Source organism: Pseudomonas sp. B15(2017) (assembly GCF_002113215.1).
GTDB lineage: Bacteria > Pseudomonadota > Gammaproteobacteria > Pseudomonadales > Pseudomonadaceae > Aquipseudomonas.
Genome location: NZ_NEJZ01000005.1, coordinates 175,961 through 196,053, shown reverse-complemented (window position 1 = coordinate 196,053; position 20,093 = coordinate 175,961). Strand labels below are relative to the sequence as shown.

Sequence of the window (20,093 nt, the reverse complement as noted above, 5' to 3'; positions counted from 1 at the left end):
TGCACGGTTCCCTATGCTGCGATCAGTTGGTTAAGGTTGCGCCGGGCACTGCCGGCCAGGTGACCTCGCGGGGAAAACCGGCCTGTTTTTCGATGCGGTTCAGCTCCACGCTGTAGAGCTTCCATTCGAGTAATTGCAGTTGCTCTTCGTGGCTGGCGTCGCCGATGTCTTCGGCGTATTGCAGGGGGGCGATGCGCAGGACTGCATCGCGTAGCAAGGCATCACGCCGAACAAGTACGAGGCGTTTGATATCTGCCAGTTGTGCGGCCTCATCGAGCTGCCAAGCGTTATCGTTCCACGTGTGAAAGCCTCCCGGCCAAGGCAGGCGGGTGAACCCTTGCGGCAACTCGCCTAGCGCAGTCCAGGTTTCCCGCTGTCCTGTATCCGTGCGAAACACATCGCCACGACAATCGACCCGCTGTTGCAGGGATCCGTTGTCATAAGCCCAGGCGAAGCCCTCGGGGGCCGGGGACAGTTCGAGGTTCAGCGTGACGGCATTGCTCGGCAGTTGCAGGCCGATCCCCGGCACGAGCGGAAACTCCACAGGCCCGATCAGCGCACCGCTGTCGTCTATCAGGTAATTGAACATGTGCACCTCAGATCAGTTTGATACGCGCAGGAAAGGCGATGTTTCGCGGTCGGGTTTCGCCCGAAAAATTGCCGATGTTGCCGATGTACGTATCGGAGTCGAATGCGGGGTTGGGATAGGTTGTCGCCACGGTTGTAGTGGTCGGTGAAAAGTTAACGTTGGTGCCAACGTCCCAGACGCCATCCGGAATCCCCGGCGCCGGTTTGTAGTTGGCTCCCGTGCCTGTCGGAAGATAGTGGTTATGGCTCTGCAAGGCATGCGCTTGCAGGCTGCCGGCCACGCGCCCGGTATCGATGTTTCTGCCTTCGCTGAGCACCCGCAGAAACTCGCCGCGAATCTCGGGAATCCGAAAGTTAGTGGCGCCATCACCACTGGTCCAGCCGCCCTCCATGCCCGCTCGGGCCGCTTCGGTCGTCAACGCCCCGGATGTGCGGGCGAAATCCCATAGCCATGGCCATTCGGAGCGCTTTAAAAGATCACCGTTCGGAACGCCGTAGCCTCCCGGATTGAGGGTCGTGGAGGTCTCAAAAAACGGACGGCCCAAAGCGCTGTTGTCACAGCGACCGACCTGCCACCAGCTACCTGCTCCATCACTGCGCAGATGCCACCAGTCACCACCGCCCATCAGCACCAGGAAGGAATATCCACTGGCGGAAAGGTGCGTGTGAAATCGGATCCGGTCGGGCCCGGAAGCCTGCACCACCATTCGATTGCCGCTGTTGTCGACACGACGAACAATCACGTCGCGCACACCCAGTCCGACATTGGCGTCGGGCAAGGTGATCGTCGTGGCACCGGGGCTGCCATCGATCAATACCAGACCGAGTTCCTGATCGCTCAGTGCCTTCGAAGAGGCAAGCCGCGTCACCACCGAGCGCATTGGGCTGGTAGCACCGATGATCAATTGAATGGCTTTGAGCAACTGACCGGTATCGGCCTCGGCGGCTGTCAGCCCGGCGCCGGTAATCACGTTGAGAATCTCTTGCGTCACGCTGTTGCCCCACACCGCCGGAATCAACGATCCCGGCGTTCCCGCCACCGGGTTTTCATCGACGAACCGGCCATTGACCAGGCCGACGCTGGGGACGCTTTTTGGGTAATCCATCGGATGTTCATTCCTCTGAAATGACAAATGAAACGTGGCCGCGCGCGGGTACTCGCAAAGGCTCAAAACGCTTCTGTTTCTGAAAATAAAAAGCCCACCGTGAGGTGGGCTTGGGTGACGCGAGTGCGATTAGGAGGTCGAGTTGGCCGTCAGTTCACGAATGGCCAGCAACGCCTCATCGGCGGCAGTCCGGGCCTGATCCATATGGCCTTTACTTGCATAAGCACGAATCTGGGTCTTGGCTTTCAGGCGCAAGGTGCGCAGAGTCAGCAGGCTGTCGCTGAGCTGGGCGGCCTTGTCGAGAATCTGCTCGGCGGACTGTTTCGCCGAACGGCCCTTAGCAACCCACGCGGCGACGGACAGCGGCACTTCCTTTTTCGGGTAACCGGCGTCCTGAAAGGCCTGAGCGTCGATGGCGGCCTGGGCGTATTCCAGGGCTTTGAGCGGATCGCCGGCCAGTGCAGCGCGAGAGCTGTCGGCGGCGGCATCGACATTGGCGCAAAGACGTTCGGTTTCCTGCAGTTCCAGCAGAGCGACTTTTTCGGTATTGACGACCCACTGCTCACCGTCCCAATCATGAGCCGCGGAAGGCTGTGCAACACGCAAACCGTCCTCGAACTGATGCAGTTCTTGAATGATGATCATCGGATCAGCTCCCAAGCGAAATTGACATTAACAGCAGCGGTAAAATTGATCGCAATACCGTTGGAGTAGTCGGTCTGACCGAAACTCTTGAGCCCCATGCTGAACAGCAATTCGTCACTGGCCGCGGTGCCCGCGCCCAGCGTGTGTTCGGCCTGATAGACCTGCCACAGCGAACGCAATTCGGCGTGGTCAAAACTTGCGGTCAATGTCGAAACAGTGGTGTCGCTAACCACGTTACTGGAAAAGATCAGCGCAGCCGCACCTGCCGTAGACCAACCGTCCCAGTTGCTGGAGGTTGCGACAGTCGGGTTGAGGAAGCAGTAGTTGCCCCCCAACCAGCCTCCCGGTGCAAACGATACGCTGGTGATGCCTGTCGGGTGCGGAGTGGGGTTACCAACCACCAGACGCGCCGCCCGCGCGTGAGGATCGAGCGGCAGATAGACAACACCATTGCCATTGACGACCTGCGTCCAGCTCAACCGGTTGCGGTTATAGATCGGCCTGACAATCGGCACCGATCCAGGTCCTGCTGTCACCACCCACGCCAGACAGATGTCCAGCGAAGTGGACTGAAAGCCGCCACCTGCCGCTCCGTTTAAGGTTCCTTTCAAGCCCTCCGGAGCAGCGTCGTAAATCGTCCCGCGCTGCATGTAAAACGTCAGCGCCCCACCCACCACCTGCGCCCGCAGAAAGTAACCCGAACTCGGCAGCAGATCAGCGCTGCTCCAGGCCTGAGTGGTGAACGTTCGCGAACGTCCCAACTGTCCCGCCACCACTTCCTGACCGATGCTGACGTAAATGCCCGCCGGCACCGACACTCGTCCGCCGCTGGTCGATGCGGCGGCCGGCGTGATCGGCATCCGGGCGTCAGCCGTGGCCACGGTCGGCAACGGCAACGCGGCCAATGGCAACGCGAGATCCTGATTCCAGCCCTTGGCCGAAACACTCTGAATCGCCTGGAGCAACTGATCGTATTTCTTCTCGTCCGGGGTCAGATCCCCGGCCTTGATCACATTGATGATTTCTTGCGTCACGCCGTTGCCCCAGTCAGCGGGGATCAGCGACCCCGGCGTCCCGGTCAACGGGTTTTCATCGATAAATTTCCCGTTCACCAGACCGGCGCTCGGCACACTCTTCGGATAATCCATTGCGCTACTCCCTAGTCATAGTTGATGTGCACCTTGGTATGCGCCGGCGCCGCCCGATGGATCAGGCACTCAAGCGCCGATCCCGGATTCACGCCGAAGCGTTCGCCCCAGTAGCTCGCGCCGAAACGCCGGCCGAGCAGCAGCCGGCCGCCGGTGTTGAGCGTCCACATGAACTGCGCTTCCCAGGTGCCCCAATGCGCGGCGCCGAAACGCGAACGGCCCATGCGCGGCGCTTCGAGTTCGGTGATGGTCGCGTTGGGGTAACCCTGGCTTTTGGCGATTTCCAGGTAGTAACCGACGGCCTGGCTGCCGACCGCCAGCAAGCGGCGGCGCACGGCGAGGCGACGGTCGTCGAACAGCGGCGTGGCGCCAAGGCACGGGTCGGGCAGGTTCATTACCTGCTCCCAGTCCGGCACCAGTTCGCTGACGCCGGCCGGGTCCATTTCGTTGAGCAGATCAGCGGCGCGAGCGTCGAGGCGCGCCAGTTCGACGGCGACGCCTTGCAGCACTTCTTCGAGTTCCGGCACGCGCTCCGGATCCCACGCCGGACCGCTCGGCAGCAAGGCGCGCAGTTGCGCCTGGTATTGCGCGGCGGTTCTTATGGCAGCCATACGCAACCCCCGAAGGTGAGCAGTTCACTGTCAGCTGCGGCCACGTTCGCCACCGGGGCCGACAGCACGTGATCGGTCTCACCCGCCGCGCTGCTGATCGCTTCGCGGATATGGCTGATCAACAGATCTTCGCCCAGATCGGCTTCACGGTTGTGCAGGTCGCGCAACTGGGTTTCAACAGCGGCGCGCACGGCGGTGGTGTCGGGGGTCAGCTTCAACTGATAGGTCACCGGTTTCTGCACCGGAGGACGCACGTGGACTTCGGCGGTCACCGGGCGCAGCGGTTCGATGTAGGCCTGCACTTCGGCCAGTTGATCGGCATTCGGTACTGGCTGCGGATCATCGTCGCGCATGATGTACACGCCGACGGTGCCCGGCCCGAGGAAGCCACCACGGCACCACGCGCGGGTCACACCCGGCACTTCCAGCGCCCAGGTTTCATAATCGCTGGCCGAACCGCCGTGGGGGATGACGCGATAGGAACGGATCACCCGCGAGCGCAGCGACTCCAGGCTTTCCCGCGCCACACCGCCGTTGAGTCCCGGCGCCAGTACGACAAAGCTGTTACTGACCACACCGGTGACTGGCTGCACCGGCGTCAGCGCCAGCCCGGCCTCGGCATTGCCCAGGCTGCCGGCATCCAGCGCCGCGATGGAAGTGCTGTTGACGCCATTGACGGTGGTGCGCGCGGCAGTGACTTTGAAGGTGCGACCGTCGCTCGATTGCAGCAATGTATCGGCGTCCAGCACCGCGCCCGCCGTGGCGTTGAAGCTGACCGTGCCGGTGGCGACCTGCGCCGGTTTGCGCGGCTGGTTCAGGCGCAATGCGGCGATCCGTTCCAGGGTCGATTCATCGGCGGTGTCGGGCAGGATCTGCTCGGCAATCCAGTCGAGGTAGCCGTACAGACCATAAGCGGCGCCGCCGAGTGTGCGGGCCAGGACTTGCGCATCGGACTGGCGCAGCGAATCGCCGGCCAGGTCGCTTTGGGTGCGCTTGATCAGCACCGGCAGCGAAGGGGTTTCAAACGGCATAGATCACCTGCCAACTGTTATCGGGATTGATGTCCAGGCGTTCGCCGTCGGCCAGGGTCAGGACCGTGCGCAGGTTCAGGCGCTGGGCGTCGAGGCGTTCGCTGATGATGTCGATGGCGCTGCAATGGCCGTCGTCGATCAGCCATTGCAAGGCTTCGCGGGCATAGAACTCGGCATCCATCTGGGTCTGCCGGGTCAGCTTGACCCGGCGCAGCAGCCACAGCCGCGAGCCGATGCGATCGTCGGCAACGGTGGGAAAGGTGTCGCCCCACCAGCCGAAACGCTCCTCATCGTCGAGGGCATCGTCGTCGGCGGCGCGGCGCCAGGTGAACAGGCTGATCAGTACGGCTCGGGTCAGCGCGGCGTGGAGGTTCTGACTGAAAAGCATCACTGACCTCCCGCCGGCGCGCCGGTCTGGCCGCTGCCCGCCTGCACGCCAACGTGTACGTGCCTGATTTGACTGATGCCGCCGGCCACTTGATCGTCTTTGGAAACGATCTTGCCGGTCTGGTTGATCACCGGCGTCTCGAAGTTCACGGCGGTGCTGGCGCGGATGTTGAGCGTGGCGGTTTCGATGTCGATGATCCGCCCGCGCTTGAAGTGGATCCTGTCGCCTTCGTCGGTGTAGATCGCCACTTCACCGGCCGCCAGCGACTGCAGGCGATAGCGACGGTCGGCGACCACCAGGGCGATGGCGTGGGAACGGTCGCCGCCGAGGAACGTGACGACGCCTTCGGCACCGGCCAGCGGGTGGCTGGTGAAGCCGTAGGGTTCGAAGTGCTCCATGTCGTCGTTCACTTCACCGGCAGTGAGGCGCATTTGCAGCGATTGCAGTTTGGATGCCGAATTGGCGAGCACGACAGTGCCGCGCGCCAGCAGGCGTGTCAGTAGGCTCATAGGTTTTCCTCTAGAAGTCGGCCAGCCACAGACAAACCCTGTGGGGGCGGCGGTGCGACGGGTCGACTTGCCCGCGATGGCGGTGTGTCAGGCAAAGAAGTGTTTGCGGTAACCACAGCTATCGCGGGCAAGCCCGCTCCCACAGGGTCAGGTGATGCCAGTCTGGCTCGGCGTCAGACTCAGGTTTTTTTCGGGGGAATCGGGTTCGCGTCGAATGTGTGCGGCGGAGCCACCTGCAGGGTGGTGACCGAGCCTTGCGCCGACAGCGAGTACGTCACCTTGGAGATCAGCATGTCGCCATCGAAACCGAGCACCGGATCCTTGACCTTCACCAGCGTGTTGTGGCGCCACAGGTCGCCGTTGGACTGACGCCAGCCCTGCACCTGATAGGTAGTGGTGAGCGCCCGGCCCATGCGCGTGGCGCTTTCCCACTGGGCCCGTTGCTGGGCCAGTTCGAACGTCAGTTGCGAGCCTTCGTTGATGATCGTGGTGCGCCGACGCTTGAAGCTCAGGTCAGTCGCGCTGGATTCAACCTCGCTGACCGCCGACCCGCTCTTCTTGTCGTTGCCCTTCTGCTGGCCGATCACCCGATACTCGGAAAACACCTGGCTGAAATCCATCGGCGCATTGGCCGAGAGAATGTTCTTGCCCAGCTCCAGTGCATCGCTGGCGCGGCCGCCACTGCCGGGTCTGGCGAGTACCAGCCGGCCTTCGGCGTCATCGGTGGAAAACACCCGGTACAGCGAGAGCAGACGGTCGATCGACTGAAACACCGTTTCACCCGGCACGATCGTGTGTTTGCTCAGGCGTGCGGTCTCGGGAATTTCGTTGACCACCATCAACGCGTACTCCATGGCCAGGGCCTGGACGATGTTCAACAGCGATTGATCCTGCCATTGGCCGGGGTTGTTTCGCGCCGCACAATCGACCAGATCCTGGGTTTTGGAACTGCCTTCGATGCTCAGGCTGATTTGCCGCCCGTCATAGCTGATCGGGGCCTTGAACACGTAACCGGTGAGCACCAGATCCTTGCCGATCCGCACTTCGCACGGGTCACCGGCCTTGATCCGCTGATCCACGGTCTGCCCAGGCCATTGCCAGGTGATGTCGAGTTTGAAGGTGCGGAACTGGCGCTCCAGATCCGCCGTGATTTCCACGCTTTTCCAGCCACCGTATTCCATGTCGCCAACGCTCAGCGTGACGCGATTGTCTAGGTCGCTCATGGCTCACTCCCCTGAAACCTTGACGTCGTTGGGTGAGAAGCCGGGGTGGGACAGGCCGTTGCGCTGAATGACCTCGGTCACTCGGGTGGCGTCGCCAAACTGCTTGTAGGCCACGACCACAGCCGGAAAGGTTTCCTGGAAGGTTTTACTGACCAGCCGCACACCGGACGACGCCACAGCCTTGAGGTGCGCGATCAGCGCTTCCTTCACATCGGCGATGGCCTGATAGTGCGCGGGATCGGCCTTGTCCTGGGCCTTTTGCAGCGCTTCGATCAGCTCTTTTTGCAATGTTTGCAGATCATCGGTGACCGGCACTTCCTGACGGCTGACCGGCTGCTTCGACTGCTGGTCCAGCGAAGGTGTCGAATTCAGTTTCACCGGGGTAGACGCCACCGGCATCGAGGCCACCCATTGCGCCACTTTGACGATCAGGGTGTCCTGCACCAGATTGGCCATCGCTTGCGCGGCGGCGTTGGTGTCCTTGCCGGTGGTGATTTTCGGCGCGTCGGCCTTGCGGATGGCTTCGATCTGTTGGGACACGTCGGCAATCACGCCACGGTAGCCTTCCTTCGCGAATTCCTTGAGCTCCTTGATATCGCCGAGCAAGCCCTTGAACTCCGCCGCTACTTCCTTGGGCAGTTCCTTCACGGCCCTGACCAATTCGGTGATCTGCTTGTATTGCGCGATCAGCGGTTTGAGTTGCTCCTTGATCACGTCATAAACGCCGGTGAGGCTGTTGCGCAGATTGGTGATGCCGATCCGCGCCGCCTTGATCAGGATCATCGCCTGTTCGAAGCGCGCCACCGCCGAACCGAGCAAACCGTCGGCCTTGATCAGCAGGACTTTTTGCGTACTGACCGTCGCCGTCGGAAACGGCAGCGGTCGGTCGGGGTAGAACTTCAGGCTGAACGTCACCATCCCGCCGTCCTGGCGGGTGTGGGTCATGTCGCATTCGCCGACCTTGACCTGTAAGCGGCCCAGCCACGGATGCACCAGTTCGCCGCTGCCCTGCTCCAGGGCCTGGAGCAGTTTGTCGCGCTGCTCCAGGCAATCGGCACCGATGATGAACGCCGTCAGGTCGTGAGTCTTGGCCTGTTGACCGAGGTCCTCGAAAAACGGCAAGTCGCGTTGCGGATATTCGTGCAACTGCCCCTTGCGTCCGACCGGGGTTTTCGCCTGGTCGATCCAGAAACCGACACCGCGAAAGGATGCCGGCAACAAACGGTCACGCCAGTTCATTGGAACCTCCCATGGACAGCGAGCGATAGCCGATGCGCGAACTGAGCGCCAGCCCCGGTTGATTGGTTTGCGGTTGATCGGTACGCAGCCCCGCCGGCGCGTTTTCGAAGCGCACCGTCAGGCCGCCCTCGAGTTGCGTGCGGTTGTTGGCGGCGCTTTGCTGGATCAGGGCGCTGGAGGATTGCGGCAACGAGCCGCCCTGCAACGCACCGCCACCCTCGGGTTTCGGGCTGGCACCGAAGAATGCCGGCGCCAGTTCGCCCTTGCCTTCGGCATTGGTCTGGCGTTGCGCTTCGGTCAGGGTTTCGACCTTGCCGGTGACCTTGGCGATCAGCCCGGCGAAGCCACCGTCGAACAGTTCCTTGATCGGTGCGATGACGGTTTGCAGCTTTTGCCACAGCTCGCCGAACCACTCGGTGATCGGTCCCCAGCTCTCGATGATCTGATCCAGAGGTTTCCATTCGAACAGGCCGTGCAAAAAATCCACGACCGGCGCGGACAGCGCGAGTACAACCCCCCACAGCGCCGAGAAAACCTCACCGATCGGCTGCCAGTACTGTGCAATCTGCTCCAGCGGCGACCACTCGAACAGACCGGTGAAAAAGCCTTTGACCTGTTGCACTGACGCTTGCAGTGCCGTCCAGATCGGTTCGAAGAATCCGACGACACCACCCCAGGCGCTGGTGATCATCTCCATCGGGAAAAAATCGAACAGTGTCCGCAACGTATCCCGGGTGATTTGTACGGCCGATTGCAGCGTCGTCCATACCGGCTGGAAGTACGCAATGACACCGCCCCAGGCGCTGGTGATCATCTGCATGGGCGAGAAGTCGAACAACGACAACAGGAAATCTTTAGCCGGTTGCGCGGCTTTTCGCAGGCCGCTGAACATCGGTTCGAAGAACCTGACAACACCGCCCCATGCACTGTTGATCATCTGCATCGGCGAGAAATCGAACAGGTTTCTGAGAAACGCCATCACCGGCACACTCAAGGCCTTGAGCAATTCCCAGATCGCCGAAAACAGACCGGTCAACGGCCCCCAGTTTTCCAGGATCAGGCCTGCGGGCGACCACGAGAAAACCGACTTGAAGAAGTCGATCACCGGCGCGGTCACGGCCTTGACCTTGTCCCAGACTCCCGAGAAGAAACCGGTGACCGGTTCCCACAACGCCGCCAGTGTCTCCAGCGGCCGCCAGTCGAGCACCGAGCGCAACATCGCCATTGCACTGGCTCCGGCGTTTTTCACGCCCTCCCACAATCCGGTGAAGAACGCGGAAATGGGTGTCCAGTTGGCCACGATCAAACCGGCCGCCACGGCAATACCCATGGCGATCAGCATGATCGGATTGGTCTTGAGCACCATGCTCATCACGTCCATCACCTGGGTCATACCGGTGACGGCGGTCTGCATCGCGGAAAACGCAATCGCCCCCGCTGCCAGGCCTTCGACCAGTTTCGGGTTGTCGGCCAGCAGGCTGCCGACCTGGGTCAGCATCGGTTCCAGCCCGACCACCAATGCGCCCACTGCCGGTATCAGTGCGGCGTCCACCGCAGCGGACACTTTCTCCATGGACGCACTGAACACGTTCATGTTCTGCGCGGCGGCTTTCGGTGTTTCCGGCAGGTCGACGGTTTTCGCCGCCTCGCTGACCTCGGCAAGCTTGCCCTGAAACGCCGCAGCCGATTTGATGCCGTCCACGAACGGCGTAATCACGCTGCCGCCCTTGAACAGACCGCTGATGTCGAGTTTGCCGAGGCCGGTCTGTTCGAGGTTTTTCTTGAAGTCATCGACCTTCACTCGCAGGGCGCCGAGTTTGGGTGACAGTTCGTCGATGCCGGTTAGCAGCACCGACGCTTTAGCTTTGGTTTCTTCTGCCATCACTGCACCTGCTGCATCGCATTGATCCGTTGCGCGTGCTCCAGCGATTCGCGAAGCACATCCAGTGGCCTGGCCATCATCTGTTCGGGGTCAACCTTCCAGAACCAGGCCAGGTCATAGGCGACCGAAATCAGGTCGGTGATGGCTCCGACGCCGCACTCATGAAAAAACTCGCAACGGCCCAGCTCAGCGCGTTGAGGTCAGCCAGATCCAGCTGGTTGACCGACGACGGCGGTATGCCGGCGCACACCGCGATGTATTTGGCCGCCACGTCCATGTCGAGGCTGACCTCTTCGCTCTTGTCGATCTTGTACGGCAGCGCCTTGATCGCTCGCACTTCCTGCACCGTCGGACGGCGCAGGACGAGTTCGGTCAGGGGCTCGCCGTGAGCTTCGATCGCAACTTGAAGCTTCACGGCGCCGCTCATTGCCAGGTCCCCTTGATGCCTTCGAATTTCAGTTCGATGGTGGCGTCATCGCCCTTGGAGACTGGCTCTTCGACCAGATAGGCACCGGCCAGCACGTAGACTTTGCCGTTGCTGAATTCGCAGGTGACGGTGATGTCGGTGCCTTCGATCAGCTTCTTCAGCGGGAAGTCGGCGGTGTGCAGCGCGGTCACCTTGAACGACGGCGCAACGTCGGTTTCCTTGTAGAAACCCGGCACGACGGTTTCGCGTTTGACGGCCATCAGCGGGGCTTCGCAGCCGCCGTTGATAGTCAGTTGTGCACCGTCGACCTTGACGTAGCAGGTGCCTGCAATCAGTTGACCCATGGTGTTACTCCCTTCAAATAAAAAGCCCACGCAAGGTGGGCTGAAATCACAGTGTCAAACGAGCCGATCAGGCGACGTCGTCGTACTGCAGACGGAACTGGTTGAGCAATGCGAACACGCGCAGACCGTTGATGTAATCCGGTGGGAACAGCACGTTCACGCGGCTCTGGTCCTGCACGTCGCGCTCGACGATCAGGTGCTCGGCGAACAGCTCGGCGTTTTCCACGTGGCCTTCGAGTTCGAGCTTGGCGTACTGGGCGATCAGCTCACCGCGAATGGTTGCCGGCGTGACGATCGGCTGGCCGGCGCCGAAACGGGTGCCGTCGGAAGCCAGCTTGTGGCGACCGTATTTGCTGGTGATCACGCTTTGCAGACGACGCACGATGAACGCCGACTGGTGCATGGTTTCGCTGTCCAGGTACGAGTTGTCGGCCTGGCCGTAGGCGTTCTTCTGGTAGGTGGTGATCGAGCGCTGGATGCGCACGTAACCGCCTTCGTAGTACGCGGTGGCGATGCCGTAGTTGAGCAGCGACTGACGCTCGGTCAGGGTGAAGCGCTCGCTGGCCGGAGCCGGATCGACGCCTGGCAGGCTGCCGCTCTGGGTCGGACGGCTGGCGTCAGCGGAGATGAACACCGCAGTGCGTGCAGCCAGTGCCGCAGCTTGTACCCACACCGGTTGCGGCACGCCCGGCTCCAGCGCCTGAATGGTCATGTGCTGGTCGTTGCGGGCCTGACCGGCAGCCACCAGCGTGCCGACGGTGCCGCGCTTGGCACTGTAGACGTGACCGAACAGTTGCTTGGCCCACGACCAGCGACCGGTGCTGTCGTCCATCACCGCTTGCCAGGTGTTGAGGGTAGCCAGGTCGGACCATGGCAGCGCGATGAACTCGAACGGCTCGTCGCCCAGTGCGGCCACCGCTTCAACCTGGTCAGGCACACCGACGCCGCCGGTCATGGCGGTGATCGCGGTGGTCAGGCCGGCCGGGGTTTCTTCACCGTTGCTCTTGCCCAGGCGATTGAATTGCAGGCTGATGTCGTTACCGCTCTCGCCAGTCCATTTGGCGTTCAGGGTGACGACGCCTTCGGCAGCTGCAGCGCTCACCGGCAGATCGGCGGTGGCGTTGATTTTCTGTGCCAGGGCGGTGGCCGCCTGGGCAGCGGTGGCACCGTTGACGACGGTGGCCTGCACGCGGACGCCGCCGACATACAGGTTGAGCACGCCAGCCTGAGTCGCGGTGCCGGTCAGGGTCACTACGCCTTTGGCGATGGCGCCGGTGGCGTTGTGCAGCGGCAGGCACCAGATCTCACCGATCGGGTCGGCCTTGCGGAAGGTTTCGTACATGGACGCGAGCATCGAGCCCTGGCCGCCAATGCTCTTGGCCAGCGCCACGCTGGAGATCAGCACCAGTTTGCCGACTTCGCTCGGGGCGATGTTGTCGTTGACCTGCGCCACGATCAGGCGGCGCATGGACGAGGACGCGCTATTGGCGGCCGAGTTGTCCATTTCGGCATAGAACAGCGGTACACGAATGTCCGCAGGAATGTTGCTGAATCCGATCGCCATTATTTGGCTCCCTTTTGTTTGGCTGTTGCGGTTTTGAGGGTGATATCGCCGTCGGCCAGACGCCGGCGCCACCAGGCGCTGTCCAGCACTTCACGGCCTTCCAGTGGCAGCAGGTCGCCTGCTTCCGGGTCCGGCACGGCACGGCCGGCGGCCGGCACTACGGTGATGCGGTTGCTCATGGGGTTACGTCTCCAGAGAAAGTCATTTCCACGCGCCCGTCAGGGCCCGGGCGTTTCAGGTTGGGGTCGGCCGGATCGATCGCATCGACCCGAACGGTGGCCCCGGTAAAGGACGACAAACCGTCCAGTTCACGTTCGTGCCAACTCTCCGCAGGCTGACTTGGCAGATTGCGGCCCAGCTGGAACTCGGCAAAAAAGCGCAGCCGGTAAACAGCGCGGCTGGTGTTGATCGAGACCGTTTCGCCGCCGTCATAAACGATGGCGCTGTAGTTGGAATCGGGTTTGAAACCCACCAGCGCACGCCACAGTTCGGCGCGCAGGTCGTGCAACAGATCCAGCGCTTTTGCGCCGTCCGTGGCGTCGAGCACCAGGATGATTTCGAAGCGGTCGCGGATCGGTTGGCTGGCGGAGTTCTGGGCGGTGCTGGCGCTGGCCAGGTCGGCCAGGGGTAAAACATGAGCCGACGGGGTCGGCAGATTCGGGTCACCTTGCAGCAGCGCCAGGTCGACACCTGTCGCGATATGGCCGGCAAGGCTTGGGCATTGCGCACGCAGCTGCGTGAGGATCGGGGAGATCTTCATGGGGAGCGTTCCAGAGGGATTTTTTTGCTGGGAATGCCTGAACGATCAGGCTTTTGGATCGAGGCTCGTGGCTTCGATGACGCAGCGATAGCTTTCATCGCGCTTGCCGCTGGCAGTCACTTTTTCGATCGACCAACGACCGCGCAGGAAGTCCGGCCAGGTCTCGTCGAGCAACAGCAGGCCTTCGGCAGACAACAGCGGATTGCCCGGGCAGGTGATCTTCACCTTGTATTTTTCCCGCAGCATCTTGCGCACTTCGCCCTCACCGATAGCCTTGGCCTCCTCCTCGCTCTGGCAAGTCTGACGCACGGTCTTGTACGGCGCCTCGCCAGTCAGTACCTCACGCATCACACCTTTGGCGTTATCCCAGAAGCTGGTTTTGCAGCCTTTGGCCTGCGCGCGGGCGGTCTCTTCAAGGGTCGCGCCGATGAACGCGTGATCGCCGGGGCGGTTGTTCTCGGTTACCGACAGACGCACGTCCGCCAGTACCTTGCCCGACAGTGATTTCACCTGACCGGGCCGCGCCAGCACATACAACTCGCCCACCGGTTTGGCGATCACCTTGTACTTCTTCGCCAGACGCGTCAGGAAACCCATGTCGGTTTCGTTGGACTGGTCGATGTGATCGATCCTGATCAACGCCAGATCGGGCGCGACCCTGGGTGAAAACCCGTGGCGCGAAACCAGTTGGCGAAACAGTGCACCCAGAGTGGTCGGGCCATGACTGGCCGTCCGCCGCTGTTTGAAGCCGGTCTCGTCGGCGGCGCTGAACGGTGCGGCCGTGGCGACCAGTGTCAGGCGAAACGGGAACAGGGTCGGTGTCAGGCGCGTCACTTTGAACAGGCCTTTATCGACCATTCCCGACTCAAGATAGCCAACCCGAAGACCGATTTTTCCACCCAGTTTTGGCAGGCCATCAAGCCCTTCCAGATCGATCGTCAACGTCAGTTGATCAGACTCTATACCGGCGGCATCGACGTGCTCCCAACTCATCAGGCGCTGGTTGAGCAGCGCCGCGTTGGCCCCATAGATTTCCACGACCGGGGTGAATCCCTGTGCCATGCAGCCTCCTTAATCCCAGGCCGAAACCGGTTTGATTGCGGCGGGTTTCGAGTCGAGTTCCGGCAGCACCACCCAGACGCCCGCAGGCAAAACCGGGCCGTGTTCGGCCAGGGTGGGGTTGAGTGTCCACAGGGCTTCTTCGGCGACGTCATCGCTGCGCCCGGTTTCGCGGTAGAGCAACAGATTCACCGAATCACCGGCCACGCTTCGTACCTTACGCATTGTTGAACTCCGCCAGTTCGATGACCCACTTGATGACCATCGCAGTGCCATCGTCGATGACCTCGCTCTGGTTCTCCTGGATGCTGTTGATCCGCCACAGGCCCCAATTGCGACCGATGCCGTCAATCAACGGCAGCGGCGATCTCAGTGCCTGCAGCGCACGCAACTCATCGAGCCGGTTCATCGCCACGGCGTACATCGAGGTACCGGAGATGGTCAGGGTTTCGGGCTTCTGCCCGGTCTGGTGGGACTTGGGTTTGCTGGTCAGGATCGGCAGTTCCGTCCAGCCGCCATCGGACTTTCGCGCCAGCGTGCTGTACGCAAAATCCCGGGACAGGCCGAAGATGAAACTGCCCAGTGCCATTTGTTGTTTCATTGGGCGACTCCATCGGTCAGGGCTGCGTCACGGCGTATGGAGAGGGCATTGCCGGCCACACCTGGGACAAATTGGGACGTGAAGTGCGACTCAAGCACCTGCGAAAGCATCGTGCCGACTTTCTCGGAACTGAGCAGTTCGCTGCCGCTGACATGAACTGAAGGTGCGTAAGTGTATTGCGGGTTTGACGCTTGCATTTGCGTTTGCGCAATGGATACGTCTTTGGCGACCTGTGCCGGCGGTGCCAATTTGTCTTCAGGCGGCGTCGCCAGTTTTTGACCCAGAAGGGACCCGGCTATTCCACCCAGCGTGCCACCAATAAAGGTTCCGATGCCGGGCGCAATGAACGTACCGATCGTAGCGCCAATCGCCGTTCCGGCCAGTTCGCCGGCCGCGCCCTTTACCGCTTTGTCGTCACCTTCGCGCCAGCCTTTCAACCCTGTATAAGCAGCATGAGCAATGGCCAGAGGCGCGCCAACCTTGATGACAGGCAATGCCTTGACAACCGACGGCATGAGCCTGGCCCCCAAACCCTCTGCCAACGACATGACTTTCGCGCCAGCCCCGCTCAACCGGCTCGGCATGGCGCTTTTGACAACATCGCCAACCATTCTGAATCGGGTGAGCGCATCGTCGAGCATGGGTGCGACTCTGGCCGTCATACCACTCAAGCGACTGCTCTTGCGGGTTACGGAAGCGGTGCCGGACGACCGTGCAGCAGAAGGGGTGCGTCGGCGCGATCCACGCCCCTTCTTCCTGCTTTCGCGACTGTCGCCATCGTTGTCATCACCACCTATCGCATCAGCAATATCCGACGGCAGTCGCGCCGATGCCAGGCGCAATAGTTTCGTGGAAACCACGTCAAGCACCGAGGCCACGCCGGACTTCAAGGCCCCACCCACGAACGGCATGGCTGCCGCGCTGAGCAGAACCAGCCCTGCCGTGAGGGCCGGGAACGTTTCCGCCGCTGCGCTCACACCGTTGACCAGTGAGGTGAGCACGACGGCGGCACCGTCAGCCAAAGGCGCAAGCGCCATGCCGAATGCAGTGGTCAACCGGGTCAGACTTGCGTCCAGAGCATTCCAGCGACCCTGCGAAGTATTGCCGAACGCCTCTGCTGACTTCGCCGCAGCGCCTTCGCCCGCGCCAAGCTCCGTTGTTGCGTACTTGTGCTTGTCGGCTACCAGCGAGAAGGCGTTTTTTACATCGTCCGGTTTCTTCAGCAGCTCGAGAACTCGGGTGTCGTTTTCGCCGAACAGCGTCTTCGTCAGTGCCGCCCGTTCTTGTATAGGCTGCTTGTCAAGTGCAGCAAGTACCGAGTTGATGACAGCAGGCGCATCCTTCCTCATACCCTCAGACAGCGATTGAGGATCAAGCCCTAACTGAGCCAAGGCTGTTCGCTGCTCAGTCGATACCGCCCCGCCTTTGGCCAGCATCGAGGTGATGCCTTTCAGGGCAGTGCTGGCGCTCTCCTTGTCCGCACCACTATTGAGAAGCGCCGCCGCCAATGCAGCGACCTGTTCGGGAGTCAATCCAGCGGCAATCGCACTCTCGCCGGAACGTTGCACCACCGAACCGATGTCTGCGGCCTTGGCATCCAGACCGCTATTGCCGAGGTAGGTCGTTGCATCCGCAAGATCCTGGCTTTGATACTGATCCAGCTTCAGCGAGGAGCGCCACGCGGCGAGCATTTCGCCAGCCGCCTTGACGTCCATCCTGAATGCCGATGCGTTGATTGCGGCATCATGGGAGAACCACTTCAGTTCGTTCGCCCGCTGGTCACCTTTGGCACCATCGGCAATGCCGGATCTGGCTCCGGCAAGCTGCACTTGCAACAGATCCGCATTGGTCGCACCACTGGCGGATATCTGTTTCTCGCTGGCGAGTTCCAGAGTGCTCTGCGAGTGCGCTTGAAGCTGATCATGGCTCAGCTTGAGCAACTGATTGAGTTCGACAAGCGCCGTCTCATTGGCCATGGCTGGTTGCATGAGCTTTGGAGGTGGACGCTGCTCGATCTCGGCCTTGAGTTTTGACTTTGGTTCGGCGCTTGCAGCCGGGGATGCAGCACTCACCTTGAACAGCGATTGCTGATTGGCCAACAGCTCTCGAAGCTTGATCTGCTCCTGGGTCAGCAAGCGGATATCCGCGCTCGCCAGCGCCATTGTCAGGTTCAAGTCCTGCAGCGGTTTGCCAAGGCTATCGGACAGCTTTAACCCGGATGCTGCGTTGCCACTCTCATTGGCGTATGTGAGCGCAAATTTGCTCTCTGCCATGCCGCTCTACTCCTTTTTCACGCCAAGGCGAGTGATCGCTATGTCGTAGCGGCGCAACGCCTTTTCGGCGTCCCACTCCAGAATTTCCGCCTCACTTACCGGGTAAATGAGCGGCACGATATCGAGGATTACTTCGATGTCGCGTTCTGAAAGAAGGCCGCCGGCTGGTTTAAAAAATCGTCGATGCGCACCTGCAATTGCGTCCAGTCCGGGACGCTCATCAGGGCCAGATCGGGGATCATCAGGCCGGTGCAATGGGCGGTGATGAACTCGGCGCGTTCCTTGGCCGTTTTCAGTTTCTTCATCACTTTGGTGGCCCGCAGCGCCGGCATTTCCAGACTCAGCGAAGTCACGGTGCGGCCGGTGACGGCGAGCGGTTGCAGCAGTTGCACCTGGTCGGGATCGTCGGATTTCTCCGCATCTTCGACCAGGTCGAGAAAGTACGACGCCGGACGGGTCGACATCTCGTGTACGTACTGCGCGATCGTCACGTAGTCCGGACGCTTGAGCTGGTCGAGTTCCTTGACCGACAAGCCGGTGGCCAGCAGCGCCAGTTCGAAGAACTGGTCGTCCTCATCGTCGCCGGCGCGTTCCAGCGCTTCTTTCTGGGCGGCGTAGAACAGCGGCTTGAGCTGGATCGATTCGATCTGCGAGCCGTCGTCACCGGTGATCGGCGACAACAGGTCATGCTTGGGTGGCATCCACGACATGAAAGGAATTCCTTGGGTGTTCTTGAAGATTCCTGTGGGCATGAACGCCCACAGGTTTTGTGCCTGATCTGCCGAAAGGCTTACGGCATCAGCACCGCACGACGGGCATCACCGAGGATGTCGACGCCGTTGAGCACGAACTTCTGGGTGCGCACGTCGATGTCGATCACCGGAATGCCGTTTTCCAGGCGGTTGTAGGTGCGGCAAGAGAACTCAAGAGTTGTCAGGGCTTTGCCACCCATTTTGATTGCTTCCTCACCCATGGTTTTGAGCTTGCCGCCGATGGTGTGATAGGTGAACCAGGTGTTGCCGTCCTGATCCTGACCGGCTTCACGCACGTTCAGCAGAATGTCGTCGCCCAGTTTCACGCCCATCGCCAGCAGCACTTCAGCGCCGGTGCCTTGCAACTTGAGCGTGGCGTTCAACGGCTTGGCGCTCTTGGCCATTTCCTCAACGATGAAGCGCCCGCCCGTCATGCTTTCCATGTCGAAGTCGATCTTCGGCGGAGTGAATTCTTCCACGGTCGCCGACAGCGGCAGGCCTTGCAGGGTGGCCGCGACGGCCTGTCTTACGCGGTTGGTAAACATTAGAGAACGTCCTCCAGGAACTGCTCGATGATTTCATCGCGGGCGTTGAGTTGATAAACCATGTGTTCGTTCGGCGCGTAGCGGCCGTAATCGATGACCACGTACCAGGTGCCGTTCTTGTACTTCTCGACGCTGTTGAGTTCCGGGTGCAGATACACGCTGCCGCCGGGAATGGTTTCGTCGGCGACCAGGGTCTGCAGCCAGTCGTTGATGCGTTTGACTTCCTGGTCCATGAACGACTTGGTCAGGTTCTTCGCCATGGCTTTCTGGCCGGCCTTCACCAGCTTGCGGCTGATGGCGTCTTCCAGACCGACGTAGCTGATGAACTTGCCGGTGATCGAGCGGTTGCCCAGCAGCGAGAAGCCGCCAAGGATGGTGCGGGCGTAGTAGCTGACGCCGTAGCGGTTGAGCAGATCGCCTTCGGTGGAGGTGTCGAGGATGTTGTACTCAACGACCCGCGACACGTCCTCGGCGTAGGTCACCTGGTTGCCCGGGCTTTCCCATTGCTTGACCTTGGCCAGCGCGGCGATTGCCAGGCTGGATGGCGCGAGGAAGACGTTTTTCTTCGCGGCTTTCGAGTACACGGCCGGCATGTTGTGCACCACCAGGCAACGGTCGAAACCCAGATCCGCGCCGCCCAGTTCCTGGCTGTACAGCACCTGGTCGGCAACCGAGACATCCTTGCCGTCCAGCACCACACGGGCCTTGATGCGCTTGCCGAACGAGGCGAACTCGCTGGCCACAGCCTTGGTGCCGGTGAAGCCCGGCGCGCCGATGATGGTCAGGTCTTCCGGGACGCTGCCCAGTGCCGCCAGACCGAGCTTGCGGCCGGTGGCCGGTTCAACACCGCCGATCACGGCGTTGACGGTATCGGCCGGGGTCGCGCCCGCCTCGACGATCACCACGTACACCGGCACCTTGACCACTTTGAGGATCTGGTAAACGGCGTGGTACAGGGTGCCCTCTTCCGCACCGGTCGGATCGAGCAGCGCGTGAGTGGTGAAGCTGTTGATGCGAAACGGTGCGTTGCGCGGAATCAGCGGATCGGCTTTCGGCGCGGTGCCGACCAGACCGATGACGTTGTCACCCAGGCCGCCCATGGCCTCGGGGGATTCGGTGGCATTGACGGTAATGCCGTTGTGCTCGAAGTTCAGAACCTCAGCCATATTCAGTCAGCCTTCTTGGCAGCGGCCTTCACGGCCTTGGTGGTAGATGTTTTCAGCTCCAGTCGACCGGCGCTGTGCAGGGCACTGGCCTCGACGTCGAGCAGATCAAGTTCCTGGCCGACACTCGACCAGTGCCCACCGCCGGTGGGGAATGGAACGAGCACGGTGTAGGTTTGGCGGGTTGCCATTTTTCGTTTCTCCATAAACGGGAAAGCCCCTCAAAGGGAGGGGC

Annotated in this window: 24 protein-coding genes; all 24 read right to left on the bottom strand. The window is 61.4% G+C overall.

What is annotated here, in order from left to right:
* Nucleotides 1-22: 22 nt before the first annotated feature.
* The gene (locus CAF73_RS10195; RefSeq protein WP_085702615.1) at nucleotides 23-589 is read right to left on the bottom strand and encodes a tail fiber assembly protein; all 567 of its coding nucleotides are present in this window, start codon (nucleotides 587-589) and stop codon (nucleotides 23-25) included.
* Between the two features lie 7 nt (nucleotides 590-596).
* Complete coding sequence (locus tag CAF73_RS10190; protein WP_085702614.1) at nucleotides 597-1,694, bottom strand: phage tail protein; 1,098 nt, start codon at nucleotides 1,692-1,694, stop codon at nucleotides 597-599.
* Nucleotides 1,695-1,823: 129 nt separating this feature from the next.
* A complete protein-coding gene (locus CAF73_RS10185) occupies nucleotides 1,824-2,339 on the bottom strand; it encodes a phage tail protein (protein WP_085702613.1) in 516 nt (171 codons plus the stop codon).
* Entirely contained in the window at nucleotides 2,336-3,487 is a 1,152-nt protein-coding gene (locus CAF73_RS10180; RefSeq protein WP_085702612.1) for a phage tail protein, read from the bottom strand. Before CAF73_RS10180 ends, CAF73_RS10185 begins: the two co-directional genes overlap by 4 nt.
* Nucleotides 3,488-3,498: 11 nt before the next feature.
* A complete protein-coding gene (locus CAF73_RS10175; protein ID WP_085697370.1) occupies nucleotides 3,499-4,098 on the bottom strand; it encodes a YmfQ family protein in 600 nt (199 codons plus the stop codon).
* Nucleotides 4,086-5,129 carry a baseplate J/gp47 family protein gene (locus CAF73_RS10170; RefSeq protein ID WP_085697369.1) on the bottom strand — a complete coding sequence of 348 codons (1,044 nt, stop codon included), beginning with the start codon at nucleotides 5,127-5,129 and terminating at the stop codon, nucleotides 4,086-4,088. Before CAF73_RS10170 ends, CAF73_RS10175 begins: the two co-directional genes overlap by 13 nt.
* On the bottom strand, nucleotides 5,119-5,517 hold the full coding sequence (locus CAF73_RS10165; protein ID WP_007954906.1) for a phage GP46 family protein: 399 nt from the start codon (nucleotides 5,515-5,517) through the stop codon (nucleotides 5,119-5,121). Before CAF73_RS10165 ends, CAF73_RS10170 begins: the two co-directional genes overlap by 11 nt.
* Complete coding sequence (locus tag CAF73_RS10160; protein ID WP_085697368.1) at nucleotides 5,517-6,026, bottom strand: phage baseplate assembly protein V; 510 nt, start codon at nucleotides 6,024-6,026, stop codon at nucleotides 5,517-5,519. The genes CAF73_RS10165 and CAF73_RS10160 overlap by 1 nt, the downstream gene beginning before the upstream one ends.
* Before the next feature lie 179 nt (nucleotides 6,027-6,205).
* The gene (locus CAF73_RS10155; protein WP_085702611.1) at nucleotides 6,206-7,249 is read right to left on the bottom strand and encodes a phage baseplate assembly protein; all 1,044 of its coding nucleotides are present in this window, start codon (nucleotides 7,247-7,249) and stop codon (nucleotides 6,206-6,208) included.
* A 3-nt stretch (nucleotides 7,250-7,252) separates the two neighbouring features.
* The gene (locus CAF73_RS10150; protein WP_085702610.1) at nucleotides 7,253-8,488 is read right to left on the bottom strand and encodes a DNA circularization protein; all 1,236 of its coding nucleotides are present in this window, start codon (nucleotides 8,486-8,488) and stop codon (nucleotides 7,253-7,255) included.
* A complete protein-coding gene (locus tag CAF73_RS10145; RefSeq protein WP_139834827.1) occupies nucleotides 8,475-10,370 on the bottom strand; it encodes a phage tail protein in 1,896 nt (631 codons plus the stop codon). The genes CAF73_RS10150 and CAF73_RS10145 overlap by 14 nt, the downstream gene beginning before the upstream one ends.
* Before the next feature lie 130 nt (nucleotides 10,371-10,500).
* A complete protein-coding gene (locus CAF73_RS10140; protein WP_003222226.1) occupies nucleotides 10,501-10,797 on the bottom strand; it encodes a phage tail assembly protein in 297 nt (98 codons plus the stop codon).
* Nucleotides 10,794-11,141 (bottom strand): phage tail tube protein, encoded by a 348-nt coding sequence (locus CAF73_RS10135; protein ID WP_085697365.1) that lies wholly within the window; start codon nucleotides 11,139-11,141, stop codon nucleotides 10,794-10,796. Before CAF73_RS10135 ends, CAF73_RS10140 begins: the two co-directional genes overlap by 4 nt.
* Nucleotides 11,142-11,208: 67 nt before the next feature.
* A complete protein-coding gene (locus CAF73_RS10130; RefSeq protein WP_085702609.1) occupies nucleotides 11,209-12,705 on the bottom strand; it encodes a phage tail sheath subtilisin-like domain-containing protein in 1,497 nt (498 codons plus the stop codon).
* Nucleotides 12,705-12,884, bottom strand: a complete 180-nt coding sequence (locus CAF73_RS10125) for a DUF2635 domain-containing protein (protein WP_007954893.1) — start codon at nucleotides 12,882-12,884, stop codon at nucleotides 12,705-12,707. The genes CAF73_RS10130 and CAF73_RS10125 overlap by 1 nt, the downstream gene beginning before the upstream one ends.
* On the bottom strand, nucleotides 12,881-13,465 hold the full coding sequence (locus CAF73_RS10120) for a hypothetical protein (protein WP_085702608.1): 585 nt from the start codon (nucleotides 13,463-13,465) through the stop codon (nucleotides 12,881-12,883). Before CAF73_RS10120 ends, CAF73_RS10125 begins: the two co-directional genes overlap by 4 nt.
* Nucleotides 13,466-13,510: 45 nt before the next feature.
* On the bottom strand, nucleotides 13,511-14,527 hold the full coding sequence (locus CAF73_RS10115; protein WP_085702607.1) for a phage tail protein: 1,017 nt from the start codon (nucleotides 14,525-14,527) through the stop codon (nucleotides 13,511-13,513).
* A 9-nt stretch (nucleotides 14,528-14,536) separates the two neighbouring features.
* Entirely contained in the window at nucleotides 14,537-14,749 is a 213-nt protein-coding gene (locus CAF73_RS10110) for a tail protein X (RefSeq protein ID WP_085697361.1), read from the bottom strand.
* Nucleotides 14,742-15,125 carry a phage tail protein gene (locus CAF73_RS10105; RefSeq protein ID WP_085697360.1) on the bottom strand — a complete coding sequence of 128 codons (384 nt, stop codon included), beginning with the start codon at nucleotides 15,123-15,125 and terminating at the stop codon, nucleotides 14,742-14,744. Before CAF73_RS10105 ends, CAF73_RS10110 begins: the two co-directional genes overlap by 8 nt.
* A complete protein-coding gene (locus tag CAF73_RS10100; protein ID WP_085702606.1) occupies nucleotides 15,122-17,398 on the bottom strand; it encodes a phage tail tape measure protein in 2,277 nt (758 codons plus the stop codon). The genes CAF73_RS10105 and CAF73_RS10100 overlap by 4 nt, the downstream gene beginning before the upstream one ends.
* Nucleotides 17,399-17,526: 128 nt before the next feature.
* Entirely contained in the window at nucleotides 17,527-18,108 is a 582-nt protein-coding gene (locus CAF73_RS10095) for a phage tail assembly protein (protein ID WP_085702605.1), read from the bottom strand.
* An 80-nt stretch (nucleotides 18,109-18,188) separates the two neighbouring features.
* A complete protein-coding gene (locus CAF73_RS10090; RefSeq protein WP_085702604.1) occupies nucleotides 18,189-18,695 on the bottom strand; it encodes a phage major tail tube protein in 507 nt (168 codons plus the stop codon).
* On the bottom strand, nucleotides 18,695-19,861 hold the full coding sequence (locus CAF73_RS10085) for a phage tail protein (protein ID WP_085702603.1): 1,167 nt from the start codon (nucleotides 19,859-19,861) through the stop codon (nucleotides 18,695-18,697). Before CAF73_RS10085 ends, CAF73_RS10090 begins: the two co-directional genes overlap by 1 nt.
* A 2-nt stretch (nucleotides 19,862-19,863) precedes the next feature.
* The gene (locus CAF73_RS10080) at nucleotides 19,864-20,049 is read right to left on the bottom strand and encodes a hypothetical protein (protein WP_085612311.1); all 186 of its coding nucleotides are present in this window, start codon (nucleotides 20,047-20,049) and stop codon (nucleotides 19,864-19,866) included.
* Nucleotides 20,050-20,093: the final 44 nt, after the last annotated feature.

Excerpts from the sequence above, each read along its gene's own strand:
- CAF73_RS10195 (WP_085702615.1), bottom strand. The coding sequence starts at position 589 with ATGTTCAATTACCTGATAGACGACAGCGGTGCGCTGATCGGGCCTGTG.
- CAF73_RS10190 (WP_085702614.1), bottom strand. The coding sequence starts at position 1,694 with ATGGATTACCCAAAAAGCGTCCCCAGCGTCGGCCTGGTCAATGGCCGG.
- CAF73_RS10185 (WP_085702613.1), bottom strand. The coding sequence starts at position 2,339 with ATGATCATCATTCAAGAACTGCATCAGTTCGAGGACGGTTTGCGTGTT.
- CAF73_RS10180 (WP_085702612.1), bottom strand. The coding sequence starts at position 3,487 with ATGGATTATCCGAAGAGTGTGCCGAGCGCCGGTCTGGTGAACGGGAAA.
- CAF73_RS10175 (WP_085697370.1), bottom strand. The coding sequence starts at position 4,098 with ATGGCTGCCATAAGAACCGCCGCGCAATACCAGGCGCAACTGCGCGCC.
- CAF73_RS10170 (WP_085697369.1), bottom strand. The coding sequence starts at position 5,129 with ATGCCGTTTGAAACCCCTTCGCTGCCGGTGCTGATCAAGCGCACCCAA.
- CAF73_RS10165 (WP_007954906.1), bottom strand. The coding sequence starts at position 5,517 with ATGCTTTTCAGTCAGAACCTCCACGCCGCGCTGACCCGAGCCGTACTG.
- CAF73_RS10160 (WP_085697368.1), bottom strand. The coding sequence starts at position 6,026 with ATGAGCCTACTGACACGCCTGCTGGCGCGCGGCACTGTCGTGCTCGCC.
- CAF73_RS10155 (WP_085702611.1), bottom strand. The coding sequence starts at position 7,249 with ATGAGCGACCTAGACAATCGCGTCACGCTGAGCGTTGGCGACATGGAA.
- CAF73_RS10150 (WP_085702610.1), bottom strand. The coding sequence starts at position 8,488 with ATGAACTGGCGTGACCGTTTGTTGCCGGCATCCTTTCGCGGTGTCGGT.
- CAF73_RS10145 (WP_139834827.1), bottom strand. The coding sequence starts at position 10,370 with ATGGCAGAAGAAACCAAAGCTAAAGCGTCGGTGCTGCTAACCGGCATC.
- CAF73_RS10140 (WP_003222226.1), bottom strand. The coding sequence starts at position 10,797 with ATGAGCGGCGCCGTGAAGCTTCAAGTTGCGATCGAAGCTCACGGCGAG.
- CAF73_RS10135 (WP_085697365.1), bottom strand. The coding sequence starts at position 11,141 with ATGGGTCAACTGATTGCAGGCACCTGCTACGTCAAGGTCGACGGTGCA.
- CAF73_RS10130 (WP_085702609.1), bottom strand. The coding sequence starts at position 12,705 with ATGGCGATCGGATTCAGCAACATTCCTGCGGACATTCGTGTACCGCTG.
- CAF73_RS10125 (WP_007954893.1), bottom strand. The coding sequence starts at position 12,884 with ATGAGCAACCGCATCACCGTAGTGCCGGCCGCCGGCCGTGCCGTGCCG.
- CAF73_RS10120 (WP_085702608.1), bottom strand. The coding sequence starts at position 13,465 with ATGAAGATCTCCCCGATCCTCACGCAGCTGCGTGCGCAATGCCCAAGC.
- CAF73_RS10115 (WP_085702607.1), bottom strand. The coding sequence starts at position 14,527 with ATGGCACAGGGATTCACCCCGGTCGTGGAAATCTATGGGGCCAACGCG.
- CAF73_RS10110 (WP_085697361.1), bottom strand. The coding sequence starts at position 14,749 with ATGCGTAAGGTACGAAGCGTGGCCGGTGATTCGGTGAATCTGTTGCTC.
- CAF73_RS10105 (WP_085697360.1), bottom strand. The coding sequence starts at position 15,125 with ATGAAACAACAAATGGCACTGGGCAGTTTCATCTTCGGCCTGTCCCGG.
- CAF73_RS10100 (WP_085702606.1), bottom strand. The coding sequence starts at position 17,398 with ATGGCAGAGAGCAAATTTGCGCTCACATACGCCAATGAGAGTGGCAAC.
- CAF73_RS10095 (WP_085702605.1), bottom strand. The coding sequence starts at position 18,108 with ATGTCGTGGATGCCACCCAAGCATGACCTGTTGTCGCCGATCACCGGT.
- CAF73_RS10090 (WP_085702604.1), bottom strand. The coding sequence starts at position 18,695 with ATGTTTACCAACCGCGTAAGACAGGCCGTCGCGGCCACCCTGCAAGGC.
- CAF73_RS10085 (WP_085702603.1), bottom strand. The coding sequence starts at position 19,861 with ATGGCTGAGGTTCTGAACTTCGAGCACAACGGCATTACCGTCAATGCC.
- CAF73_RS10080 (WP_085612311.1), bottom strand. The coding sequence starts at position 20,049 with ATGGCAACCCGCCAAACCTACACCGTGCTCGTTCCATTCCCCACCGGC.